Source organism: Rhizobium sullae (assembly GCF_900169785.1).
Lineage (GTDB): Bacteria > Pseudomonadota > Alphaproteobacteria > Rhizobiales > Rhizobiaceae > Rhizobium > Rhizobium sullae.
Genome location: NZ_FWER01000025.1, coordinates 1 through 11,923, shown reverse-complemented (window position 1 = coordinate 11,923; position 11,923 = coordinate 1). Strand labels below are relative to the sequence as shown.

11 protein-coding genes and 1 pseudogene are annotated in these 11,923 nt (G+C 59.9%); 7 read left to right on the top strand and 5 right to left on the bottom strand.

What is annotated here, in order from left to right:
* Window positions 1-42 precede the first annotated feature (42 nt).
* Genes BN1800_RS21625 through BN1800_RS21610 form a run of 4 tightly spaced genes read right to left on the bottom strand, consistent with a single transcriptional unit; the run spans window position 43 to window position 2,519 of the window.
* The gene (locus tag BN1800_RS21625) at window positions 43-375 is read right to left on the bottom strand and encodes a hypothetical protein (protein WP_027513084.1); all 333 of its coding nucleotides are present in this window, start codon (window positions 373-375) and stop codon (window positions 43-45) included.
* Window positions 372-1,259, bottom strand: a complete 888-nt coding sequence (locus BN1800_RS21620; RefSeq protein ID WP_027513085.1) for an NAD(P)-dependent oxidoreductase — start codon at window positions 1,257-1,259, stop codon at window positions 372-374. Before BN1800_RS21620 ends, BN1800_RS21625 begins: the two co-directional genes overlap by 4 nt.
* Entirely contained in the window at window positions 1,256-1,747 is a 492-nt protein-coding gene (locus tag BN1800_RS21615) for a gluconokinase (protein WP_087000969.1), read from the bottom strand. The genes BN1800_RS21620 and BN1800_RS21615 overlap by 4 nt, the downstream gene beginning before the upstream one ends.
* Window positions 1,748-1,760: 13 nt before the next feature.
* Window positions 1,761-2,519 carry an SDR family oxidoreductase gene (locus BN1800_RS21610; RefSeq protein WP_087000967.1) on the bottom strand — a complete coding sequence of 253 codons (759 nt, stop codon included), beginning with the start codon at window positions 2,517-2,519 and terminating at the stop codon, window positions 1,761-1,763.
* An 88-nt stretch (window positions 2,520-2,607) separates the two neighbouring features.
* On the opposite strand from BN1800_RS21610, the gene BN1800_RS21605 reads away from it, so the two are divergent.
* From BN1800_RS21605 to BN1800_RS21575, 6 genes and pseudogenes are all read left to right on the top strand, one after another.
* Complete coding sequence (locus BN1800_RS21605; RefSeq protein WP_179213846.1) at window positions 2,608-3,555, top strand: 2-hydroxyacid dehydrogenase; 948 nt, start codon at window positions 2,608-2,610, stop codon at window positions 3,553-3,555.
* A 12-nt stretch (window positions 3,556-3,567) separates the two neighbouring features.
* Window positions 3,568-4,599, top strand: coding sequence for an L-idonate 5-dehydrogenase (locus BN1800_RS21600; protein ID WP_087000963.1), 1,032 nt, complete (start codon window positions 3,568-3,570; stop codon window positions 4,597-4,599).
* Window positions 4,600-5,422: 823 nt separating this feature from the next.
* A pseudogene (locus BN1800_RS40465) lies at window positions 5,423-5,580 on the top strand (LysR family transcriptional regulator); the annotation flags it as partial.
* Between the two features lie 236 nt (window positions 5,581-5,816).
* Window positions 5,817-6,473, top strand: coding sequence for an ABC transporter ATP-binding protein (locus tag BN1800_RS21585; RefSeq protein ID WP_087000957.1), 657 nt, complete (start codon window positions 5,817-5,819; stop codon window positions 6,471-6,473).
* Entirely contained in the window at window positions 6,473-8,887 is a 2,415-nt protein-coding gene (locus BN1800_RS21580; protein WP_087000955.1) for an ABC transporter permease, read from the top strand. Before BN1800_RS21585 ends, BN1800_RS21580 begins: the two co-directional genes overlap by 1 nt.
* Window positions 8,877-9,950, top strand: a complete 1,074-nt coding sequence (locus BN1800_RS21575; RefSeq protein WP_087000953.1) for a lipocalin-like domain-containing protein — start codon at window positions 8,877-8,879, stop codon at window positions 9,948-9,950. Before BN1800_RS21580 ends, BN1800_RS21575 begins: the two co-directional genes overlap by 11 nt.
* Before the next feature lie 434 nt (window positions 9,951-10,384).
* Here the strand turns inward: BN1800_RS21575 and BN1800_RS42600 are convergent, their stop codons facing one another.
* Window positions 10,385-10,738, bottom strand: coding sequence for a VapC50 family PIN domain-containing toxin (locus BN1800_RS42600; protein ID WP_244564595.1), 354 nt, complete (start codon window positions 10,736-10,738; stop codon window positions 10,385-10,387).
* A 284-nt stretch (window positions 10,739-11,022) separates the two neighbouring features.
* On the opposite strand from BN1800_RS42600, the gene BN1800_RS21560 reads away from it, so the two are divergent.
* On the top strand, window positions 11,023-11,568 hold the full coding sequence (locus BN1800_RS21560; protein ID WP_244564594.1) for a helix-turn-helix domain-containing protein: 546 nt from the start codon (window positions 11,023-11,025) through the stop codon (window positions 11,566-11,568).
* Window positions 11,569-11,923 lie beyond the last annotated feature (355 nt).

The following is an 11,923-nucleotide window of genomic DNA, read 5'->3' as shown; positions in this document are numbered from 1 at the left end:
GCGCCTAATTGCAAGCAGGTTGTGATTTCTGTGATGCTTGCCTCAAAGCGGGAACTCGTTTGCCTGAGTGACGTGATGATGGATTCGGCCGTCGAAATAGCGCGCCAACACCTCTTCCGTTGCTGCCTTGGCCGCCGAACGGGCTGGACTTGCAAGCGCGGCTTCGACGGTTGCGAGATCGGGATAGTTGATCGCAAGGATCATGGGGATTTCCGGAGCTCCTTCATCACGGGCATCCGCGAATGTCACTCTGACATCAAGCGCGCCGGGAAAGGCCTTCCATTTCGGCAGGATGTCGTTGAGAACGGCGGCCCGAAACGCCTCAGTTTGACCGTTCTTCACTTTTCCTTCGAAGAGGGCGTAGCGTGTTATCATTGTACGATATCCTTGTTGGGTCCCTTGAAAAATTCCATCAGGGCGGCCTGGTCCTCACCGCCGAGACCGGCGGCAGTCAGCATGCGATGAACTTCGGCGCAGAGCGCCGTCAGCGGCATGGCGGTATTAGTGCGGCGGGCGAGATCCTGCGCCCCATTCAAATCCTTGACCATGTTGTCGATCCGGCCGGTGCGACGGTAATCTTTGGCGACAAAGCGCGGCATGTATTCCTGCAGAATTGCGCTGTCGGCCCGGCCGCCCTTCAGCGCCTGTGGGATCTTCGCTGCATCCACGCCGGCGTCGAGCGCCAATTGCGTCGCTTCCGCCACGGCCAGAAAATTGAGCCCACAGAGAACCTGGTTGATCAGTTTCGTGGTCTGGCCAGCGCCGGACGGCCCCATATGTGTGTAGTTCGAGGCGACGTGCCGCAGCACCTCATGTGCATCGGCGACATCCTCGGCCTTGCCGCCGGCCATAAGCGTGAGCTGTCCGATCAGCGCCTTGGGTGCGCCTCCCGACAAGGGACTGTCGACCCAGCGCAGGCCCTTTTCCGCCGCGTCGGACGCCAGGGCCTTCGTCGCCTCAGGGTCGATCGAGGACATGTCTATGATGAGAGTTCCGGGCCTGGCGCCGCCAGCAACGCCGCCCTCGCCAAAGACAGCGAGCCGCACAATTTTTGCCGAGTTGAGGCTGAGAATGACATAGTCCGAACCGGCCGCTGCTTGCGCTGCACTTGCCGCCGGCGTAGCGCCTCTGTCGACCAGCTCGCGCATCTTGGCTGCGTCCAGATCAAAGACCGTCAAGTGGTTCCCGGCTTCTACGAGCCGTGTTCCGATGGCGCCGCCCATCGCGCCGGCGCCGATCAATGCAACCTTGTTCGTCATGTTTCCATTCCCTTTAATTGCGTGACGACTGCCTCGACGATCGCGCCGAGCGGCCGGTCGATATCCACACTGAATGCATTCTCGTCCGCGTCCGGTGGCTCCAGCGTCGCGAACTGGCTTGCCAGCAGGTCGGCCGGCATGAAATGGCCTGTTCGGGCATTCATTCGCGCCTTGATGACCTCGGGCGACCCGGCGAGATGAACGAAGGTAATCACCTCTCCCGCGGTTTGCGCAATATGAGCGCGGTAGGCCCGCTTAAGCGCTGAACAGCCAATGATTTGTCGCCCTTCGGCTCTGGCCAGTGTCTGACCCACAAGTGTCAGCCACGGCCAGCGGTCCCCATCGTCCAAGGCCACGCCGCGTCGCATCTTGTCGATATTGGATGGCGGATGAAGCTCGTCGCCATCCAAATATGCCGCCCCCAATCGGTCGGCGAGCGCGGCGCCGACCGAGGACTTGCCGCATCCCGCAACGCCCATCAGCACCATTCGCTGCGGAACCTCAGAGAGAGGCCGTAATGCCACCGTCAACATAAAGCACATGTCCATTCACAAATGAGGATGCATTGGAGGCGAGGAACACGCAGGCGCCGACCAATTCGTCCACCTTGCCCCAGCGGCCGGCCGGCGTGCGTTTTTCCAGCCAGGCGGAAAAGGTGGAATCAGCGACCAGGGCGGCGTTCAATGGGGTATCGAAATAGCCAGGCGCAATGGCATTGCATTGCAGCCCGTATTTGGCCCAGTCGGTCGCCATTCCCTTGGTCAGATTGCCGACGGCGCCCTTGGTCGCCGTGTAGGGCGCAATGCCGGGACGAGCCAGTGCCGTCTGCACGCTGGCGATATTGATGATCTTACCGGCTCCGCGTTTGATCATGTGTCGCGCGACTGCCTGGCCGACGTTGAAAACAGTGGAGACATTGGTTCGCATAAGCTGCTCGAACGCGTCCGCCGGAAAATCCTCGAGCGGCGAGCGGTGCTGCATTCCCGCATTGTTCACGAGGATGTCGATCGCGCCGATTTTTGCTTCGAAGCTGTCTACTGCTGCGCGCACTGCCTCATGATCCGTCGCGTCGAATGCCAATTGATGCGTACCGTCACCAAGGCCTTTCGCGGCTTCCGCAAGCTTTCCGGTGTCGCGGCCGTTGAGCACGATCTCGGCACCGGCATTCGCAAGGCCGCGCGCAAGAGCAAGGCCGATCCCCTGCGACGATCCCGTGACGAGAGCTCGGCGGCCCGTCAAATCAAACAAGTCCTGCCCCATGGTTCCCCCTTATTTTTTGTCTCGACATTCCTCATGTCCGTCTTTATGTTATCGATAACATTAATTGTCAAGGGACGGAGACACCGAAATGAGCAAACCCCAGATCCTTCAGGTCGGGCCCTATCCGGAATGGGACGAAGCGCCTCTGAATGCTGTGTTTTCCGTTCATCGCTATTTCGAGGCAGCCGACAAGCCAGGCTTTCTTGCCGCCGTCGGTCCGCAAGTCCAGGCGATCGCCACGCGAGGCGAACTCGGCGCCAGCCGGGCCATGATCGAGGCCTGCCCCGCGCTCGAGCTGATTTCGGTTTACGGGGTCGGTTTTGACGCCGTCGATCTGGCCGCCTGCCGGGAACGCGGCATCGGCGTCACCAACACACCGGACGTGCTGACGAGCGACGTCGCGGATCTTGGCGTGGCGATGATGTTGTGCCTGTCGCGCGGCATGATCGGCGCGGAAAGCTGGGTAAAGGACGGAAGTTGGATGGCAAAAGGCCTCTACCCGCTGAAGCGCCGCGTCTGGGGGCGGCGCGCCGGCGTACTCGGTCTTGGCCGGATCGGCTATGAAGTTGCCAAACGCCTCCAAGGCTTCGACATGCAGATCGCTTATTCGGATGTGGCGCCAAAGGATTTCGCCGCCGATTGGGAGTTTATTGCTGATCCCGTCGCGCTTGCCACCCGGTCCGACTTTCTCTTCGTCACGCTGGCCGCGTCCGCCGCAACCCGCCACATTGTGGGCCGCGAGGTGATCGCCGCTCTCGGCGGGGAGGGAATGTTGATCAATATCTCCCGCGCCTCCAATATCGATGAGGAGGCCCTGCTCGATGCACTCGAAAGCGGTGCGCTCGGCTCCGCCGCCCTTGACGTGTTCGAAGGCGAACCGGCGCTCAATCCACGGTTTCTCGCTCTGGACAACGTGCTCCTGCAGCCGCATCACGCGTCTGGAACCATCGAGACACGCAAGGCCATGGGACAGCTCGTGCGTGACAATCTCGTGGCGCATTTTGCCGGGCAGCCCCTGCTGACCCCGGTTCTTTAAGGAGACGCGCCGATGAAAGCCATCGTCGTTCACGGTCCCAAAGACCTGCGCATCGAGGAGCGCCCGATCGAAGCGCCAGGACCAGGAGAAGTGCGCCTGCGCCTTGCGGCCGGCGGCATCTGCGGCAGCGATCTGCACTATTATAACCACGGCGGTTTCGGTGCCGTCAGGCTGCGTGAGCCGATGATCCTGGGGCACGAGGTTTCCGCGTATGTGGAGGCGCTCGGGGCGGGTGTCGACGGATTGAAACCGGGCCAACTCGTAGCTGTTTCACCGTCCCGACCGTGCCGATCCTGCCTTTATTGCCAGGAAGGGCTGCATAACCAATGCCTCAATATGCGGTTTTACGGCAGTGCCATGCCCTTCCCGCATGTCCAGGGGGCTTTCCGCGAGGTTCTTGTCGCCGATGCCGTTCAGTGCGTGCCGGCCGATGGTCTTACCGCAGGCGAGGCGGCGATGGCTGAACCCCTGGCTGTTACTCTGCATGCGACCCGCAGGGCGGGAGAAATATTGGGTAAACGGGTTCTGGTGACCGGCTGCGGGCCAATCGGCCTTCTGTCGATCATTGCCGCCCGGCGTGCCGGGGCCGCCGAAATCGTTGCAACGGATCTTTCGGATTTCACCCTCTCGCTGGCACGCAAGGCCGGCGCGGACCGGACGATCAATATGCGTAGCGAACCGGATGCGCTTTCCCCCTATACAGCCCATAAGGGTTCATTCGACATACTATACGAATGCTCTGGTGCAGCGCCCGCGCTGGTCGCCGGCATCGCTGCTCTTCGCCCACGCGCCGTGATCATACAGCTTGGCCTTGGTGGAGACATGAACCTTCCGATGATGGCGATCACGGCCAAGGAACTGGACCTGCGCGGTTCCTTCCGCTTTCACGAGGAGTTCGCGACCGGCGTCGTGTTGATGCAAAAGGGCCTGATCGATGTGAAGCCGCTGATTACCCACACGCTGCCTCTATCGGACGCTGAGGCGGCTTTCGAACTGGCGACTGACCGGAGCCAGGCGATGAAGACGCAGATTGCCTTTAGTTGACACCAGTCCCGCGCGTCGTGCTTTCCGAACGGCTGTGCGAAGAGCTTGAGATTGAGCCGAGTGTGTCGCGAGCGCGTCGAAAGTCCTGGCCGCTGCGGCCCTCAGGCGGGCTTTAATTTTTGAGAATGCCATTTCGATCGGAGTGAGATAGGGGCTGTATGCGGGCAGTGAGAGGAACCATGCACCGGAGTCTTTGAGAAAAGTATCGATTTCAGGTGATCCGCAACTCGCCGCCACCCGCGCATAGTAATGAGCGATCAGCCTGGTCACGTTTGCTGCCTATTGCTGCTTCAGTATCCCCTAGGCTGGCAGGTATTTATGGATGCTCACCGGTACATGCGGCATAGGAGTGAGAGCTGTGATTGAGCCCAATCGCGGGCGATCTGCTGGGTTTCTGCCAGTCCAGACAAGAGGACGCCGATCTCACCGCTGATTTCGAGGTTTGTATCCCTTATCCTGCATGCAACCGTATCAAGCGTTACAGTGGCCACAACCAGACTGTCGATTGGTGGCGTCTGGAAAAGCGCCTCCGAATTTGCCTCGCAAGTCAGCAACGCCCTCGCTGTGACCGACGAGACACCGCTCGAAACGGGGCAGAAATCGACCGACTCCACCTGAAATCGGACAGTTTGATTTGGGCCGATCGGAATCTGTTCGCACAACTGCAACGTAGCAATGGATCTAGCGATGCTCGGCCACTCTGGGCTATTGAGGGCCGACCGGCAGTCTGCTGAAACCGGAGCGTAAGACCAAAAAAAGATCGCTGCCGAAATGCAGCAAGCGCTGGTCTCTCTGGAACGTCGTCCCGTCATGATTATCCTCTGTGGCCGAAACGTCACCTGTACTTTGCCGCGGTGGCCAAGGAACTGCGTTTCGCACCGCCCAACGGGCCCTCAGTAACCATGCGAAGGCCTGGAGCGGCAACTCGGCGTGCAACTCTTCATCCGCTCGACCAAACGGGTGGAACTGACAAGGGAAGGGAGACCTTGAGCGAACCCTCACCATCGATCCCGATAAGCAGCTTCTTCCCTAATGTAAGCCTGCCGAGTCGGCCAAATGTTCCCAGCCTTAATTAGCATGCCGCATGAATTGACGAAATTGCCTTTTTGTTAATCAACGGAATCGACCCAGCTTGCCCAAAATCGACATGCAAGAATGGTTACAAAGCCGAAGGTCATGCCTACATACTCTGACATCTTCATCGGTCCCGAAATCAGATGCAGCTCTCGCTCCGCAATGTCAGCAAATCCTATGTGACCGCAGAAGGACCTCTTGAGATCCTGAAAGGCATCGATTTCGATCTCAACGCAGGCGAAAGCGTCGCACTGACGGGAGAGTCCGGAAGCGGAAAGAGCACCCTGCTTCACCTTGTCGGCGGGCTTGACTATCCCGATGGCGGGCAGGTCCTTTCAGCCGGCCGAGATATTGCCGCGCTGGATGATCGGGGAAGGGCCGAGTATCGACGTACGGCGGTCGGGTTGGTGTTTCAGCAGTTCAACCTCATTCCGTCGCTCGATGTCGCGGCCAACATTTCCTTTCATGCAAAGCTTGCCGGGCGGCACAATCCTGCCTGGGAGCGGCAGCTCGTGGAAAATCTTGGCATCCAGGCGCTTCTTGCCCGATACCCCGAGCAGCTTTCCGGAGGCCAGCAGCAGAGGGTGGCGATTGGCAGAACGCTTGCCGCGCGCCCGCCCCTGGTTCTCGCCGACGAACCGACAGGCAATCTCGACGAAGCGACTGGGGATGCCGTGCTCGCCATCATGCTGTCGCTGACGAAGAGTGCAGGTGCTGCGCTTTTGATGGTGACGCATTCTTCGAGGCTGGCGCAGAAGCTCAACCGTAACGTTCATCTCAGCGGCGGAAAGATCGCCTGATGCTCTGGACCGCCGCAACGGCTCTCCTTTCGCATTGGCGGCGCCGGCCTCTTCAGCTTGTTACCCTTATCCTCGGCCTTTCGTTGGCCACCGCGCTCTGGTCGGGTGTCCAGGCGATAAACGCAGAGGCGCGGGCGAGTTATGCGCGGGCAGCCGCAGTGCTTGACCAGAACGAGCTGACTCAACTCGTGCCGAATAAGGGCAATTCCATTCCCCTAACAACATATGCCAAATTGAGAAGGGCAGGCTGGAATGTCTCGCCCATTATCGAAGGCGACCATCGCTTTGGGAATGTCCGTGTGCGGCTTATCGGCGGTGATCCGCTGACGATGCCCGCGCAGGCGCGAGGCTTCGAAACCGGAGGATCCAATGATCTGTCAGCCTTCATGGCGGATCCGGGTGTCCTCGTGGTTTCCAAGGCGACTGCCCTCAACCTTAAGGGCCATACCGAGATGCAGCTCAAGGTATCGCCGGACCTGCCGGACGGTGCCGCGTTCACCGACATCGCCGTAGCTGAGCACATCCTCGACAGACGCGGTGAGCTGAGCCGTCTCGTCGTTGCGCCGGAACAGCGGCCGAACCTGCCTTCGCTCGACATTCTCGCACCCGAGATCGCAATAAAGCCGCCGGGCGACCGACCGGATGTCGCCCAGCTGACCGACAGCTTCCACCTCAACCTGACGGCGTTCGGGTTTCTCGCTTTTGCCGTCGGTCTGTTCATTGTCTATGCCACGATCGGCCTGGCGTTCGAGCAGCGCAGAGCGACCTTTCGGACCTTGCGCTCTCTCGGGCTTTCCATGTCGTCGCTGAACTTCCTGCTGATGACGGAGCTTCTGGCGCTGGCCTTCCTTTCCGGGCTCGTCGGCGTCGTGATCGGGTATTTCGTGGCCTCCCTGTTGCTGCCGGGTGTGGCGGCAACCCTGCAGGGGCTCTACGGGGCGGCGAGTGTCCCGGGCACGCTGACCGTTCGACCGGAATGGTGGGCAACAGGGCTTGGAATAGCGATTGCCGGGACCATCGTCTCGTCGGCCCAAAGCCTCTGGCGGGTCCACCGCATGCCGTTGCTGGCTGCAGCGCAACCTCGTGCCTGGGCGCGTGCGACGGCAATCGGTATCCGACTGCAGCTTTTAGGCGGACTGGGTCTGCTGATCACCTCGGGCGCTTTGGCAAGTGTCGGACATGGGCTGGTGGCGGGCTTCGCGGTTCTGGCTTGCCTGTTACTCGGAGCGGCCCTGATGCTGCCGGCAGTGCTGTCCGCGTGTCTTGCTGTCATGCAAAGAAACTCGTCGCGCGTGCTCGTCACGTGGTTCTGGGCCGATACGCGGCAGCAGCTGCCTGGGCTCAGCCTGGCTCTGATGGCGCTGTTGCTGGCTTTGGCCGCCAATGTCGGTGTCGGCACGATGGTCTCAAGCTTCCGGCTGACGTTCATCGGTTGGCTCGACCAACGGCTGGCGGCCGAGCTTTATGTCGCGGCACGAGACGAGAACGAAGCGGCGCGACTGCGAGGATGGCTGCTGGCTCATTCCACATCGGTTCTTCCCATCTGGAGCGTCGAGGGTGAGGTGCTCGGAGACAGGCTGCAGATCTTCGGCGCGGCAGCAGGCGATCCGACCTATCGGGACAACTGGCCGCTCCTTTCGGGAACCATCGATGTCTGGGACCGGGTCGCCGCGGGGCAGGGGGCGCTCGTCAACGAGCAGCTTTGGCGTCGCAACGGGCTTAACATCGGAGATAGTCTGGCCTTACCCGGTGATTGGAAACTCCCCGTCGTCGGGGTCTATTCCGACTACGGCAATCCAAAAGGACAGGTCTTCGTCGGCATCGATGCCCTGACGGCACATTATCCTGACGTTCCAAAGCTGAGATATGGCGTGCGTGTTCCTCCGATCGACGCCCCGTCGCTGAAGGAACGCCTGACGACCGAATTCGGTCTGCCGTCCGAAAACGTCATCGACCAGGCCTCCTTGAAGCGGCAATCGCAGGCAGTCTTCGACCAGACGTTTGCTGTGACCGGAGTGCTCAATCTCTTCACCCTCGGCGTCGCAGGTTTTGCGATGTTTTCCAGCCTGCTCACCTTATCAGGCATTCGACTGCCTCAGCTTGCCCCCGTCTGGGCGATGGGGATCAGGCGGCGCGATCTTGCCCTGCTCGAAGTGCTGCGCACGCTCGCGCTGTGGCTCGCGACCTTCGTTGCCGCCGTTCCTGTCGGCCTTGCGCTTGCCTGGGTGCTGCTGTCGATCGTCAATGTCGAGGCTTTCGGGTGGCGGCTGCCGATGCGGATTTTTCCGATGGACTGGCTCGTCCTGGGATCGGTGGCGCTAGCTGCGGCGATCGTGTCTGTCTTTATTCCGCTCCGACGGCTGGCGACGATCGGGCCGTCGGATTTGCTGAGGGTGTTTGCCAATGAACGCTAGACCTCTTCTGGCTGCCTTTGTTGCCGCAGCCACGGCAATCTCCGTTCCTGCCGCCGCTATTTCGCAAGGATTTGCCGGACTGGGCTCGACCGCCGAGGGCTTCGCTGTTCCACGCCCCGGCATGCAACTCCGCTTTCCGGCAGATCACGGCCCCCATCCCGAATTCCGGATCGAATGGTGGTACATTACTGCAAATCTTCAGGGTGAGGACGGGACGCAGTTCGGCGTACAATGGACGCTTTTCCGCTCCGCGCTCGCGCCGAAGACCGAGAGCGGTTGGTCCGATCCTCAAGTCTGGATGGGCCATGCTGCGATCACCACGAAGGATCGGCATCTCGTGGCCGAAAAATTCGCCCGCGGCGGGGTCGGCCAAGCAGGTGTCGTCGCCGTACCCTTTTTTGCCTGGATTGACGATTGGGAAATGAAAGGCCTGCTGAAATCGGGCGTCGACCAGCTGGACAAGGTCAGCCTGCATGCAACCGGAAAGGATTTTGGCTATACGCTCCAGCTGTCCGCCAACGGTCCTCTCGTGCTGCAGGGCGAGCAGGGTTATTCTGTGAAATCGGCAAATGGACAGGCGAGCTACTATTATTCGCAACCGTTCTATGATGTCTCAGGATCTCTCGACGTCGCCGGAAAGACCGTTCTGGTCAGCGGCAAGGCATGGCTTGATCGGGAATGGTCTTCACAGCCTCTCGCCAAGGACCAGACCGGATGGGAGTGGTTTTCGCTCCATCTGGATTCCGGTGAAAAGGTCATGGCGTTTCGGCTTCGCGACGGCAGCGGTGGCTACAGATCGGCGAACTGGATTGCGCCGGATGGCAAACCCACGCCTCTGCCGCCTGGATCACTGGAGATATCCCCTGTGCGCACAGCACGCGTCGGCCACCGGAACGTCCCTGTTGCATGGCGTGTCCGGATCCCCGAGCGCGGCCTTGACGTCACGACCAGCCCTTTGAACGACCAGGCATGGATGGCGACCACCACGCCTTATTGGGAAGGCCCAATTACCTTCAGTGGAAGTACAGGGGGGCATGGCTATTTGGAAATGACGGGATATTAAAAGGGATCAGCCGCGAAATTCCTCGGCTGATCATCGAGCGAGGGGGCGTGGGCGCCTCTCATCGGAATCGAATACTTTGACGTCATCATTGATCGCCGTCCTGCCGGGATGCCATGGCCGGATAGCGAGCCCCGCCCCGCCGCGCTGCGGCAAGATTCGCCGACACGGCTCCTTTGTGGTCGGCTCATGCGACATCAAAACCGCTCAAGCACCTTCTTGAGCTGTAGGGTCGGTGTATGAAGCTCTGCTCGACCTCGAAAAAGTGGATCTGCAGAACTCGGGCGAGCTCCCGGCGTTTCTTGTCGGGCAGATCGTCCAGATGGTCAGTCAGGTCACTGCCGCATCAAAGCCTTCGGTGGGAATCGTATCCGTCGTAGCGGCTCGCGCGATGCGCGAAGCCAATATCGCCAGAAGCTTGATGTGGCGCTTCGCCGCTAGCAGTCCTCGGGCGAGGGGAGGCGCCTCTCGTCGGAATGCACTGATATAAGGTCAGCGGTCATCAAGAGCTTCGAGCGCCTTCTCGGCGAAACCAGGCGACGTGAAAGTCTTTCGGTCAGCTCGCGTGTTGTCAGCGCTGGTCGCCGATACACAGCCGCTTGGATCGTAAGCGCCTTAAGGACCTCAATTGGATTCTTCGCGAAGATCTCCGAAAGGAATTCATCAGGAGTCTGGGCAACAATGCCATCGAGAAGGGTGCCGAAATCGCGGATGTTCGACGTCACGATGACGGTCGCCTTGACCGCAACTGCAGCCGCGACGACATGTCGATCCTTTGGATCGTTTCGCATGTCCGGCTCTATCTCTTCCCATCCTTCTGCGGTTGCTTCGGGGAATGCCTCTTCAATGACGGCCCGCAAAGCTTCTGCCCTGGTTGGGTCCATGCCGTAATCACTGACAAGATTGCGGTCATTTCGTCGAGAATGCGAGACGACCAATGAACCTGGAAGCAATCCGCTGCAGCTATGCGGAGCAGCGTGTCGCGGAGCAGCATGGGAAACAGGACATTGGCATCAAGAACGGCGACTATCATAGGGACTCATGCGGATTTTCCGATCGCTCGGAAGGAAATTGATTGGTTGCGCTTGTAGCGTTTACGATCCATATTGCCGGCATGGCCGTATCACATCGCACATCGTCAGACAAAACTTCCACCAAAACTTCGAATGCCATTCCGGCACCCGAGAGGTCGGCTGCTGCGCGCGTCGCATCGCTATTGCTGGCCAGTTCGAAGAAACGGCAAGGCATCGTTCAGGTTATTGATGCGGATGGGAAGCGCCAGGAACTCCCTATTGCCTTGGCCGAGGTCATGTATCGGGCCGCCGAACTCCTCGCCGAGGGACGACCGGTGACGGTGCTACCGGACGAGGAGATGCTGTCAACGCAGGCTGCGGCGGATATTCTCAACGTGTCCAGGCAGTACCTCGTCCGTTTGGTTGACACTGGTGAACTCCCCGCGGAGAAGGTTGGCAGTCACCGGCGTTTGAGGGCAGCGGATGTTGCGGCTTTGAAGACAACTCGTGATGCCAAGCGCGCGTCGGCACTGGATCGATTGGCGTCGCTGAGCGAAGACGTCGGCGGGTATGAACTTGGGACCAAGCATCGCCAAAAGGAACCCTAAATATCAGGTCTCCAGCCCAGCCATCGAACCCAATTTTCAAATTTTACGGTCGCTTACCGTAATCGTTGATATCGAACCACCGGCCTTCGCAAAGACGAGGTCATCTGGCTTCATATCCTCCCGGCACCGGTGAAAAGGCCTTCGGCCTCAGCAAGCCTCATCGCCTAGCCTGGTTCCTACAAACAATCATTTCCCGCGAAAACCGACATGCCTATGCGTCTTGTGCATAGGTGCAGTGAGGGATTGTCACTTTTTTAAACCGATTGAAACGGCTATATCCCAATCATCGAAACGACGCCGGAGCCAAGCAAGGTTGCTGACGTCAGACAGCCCTCAGGAAAGGGGATTATCATGA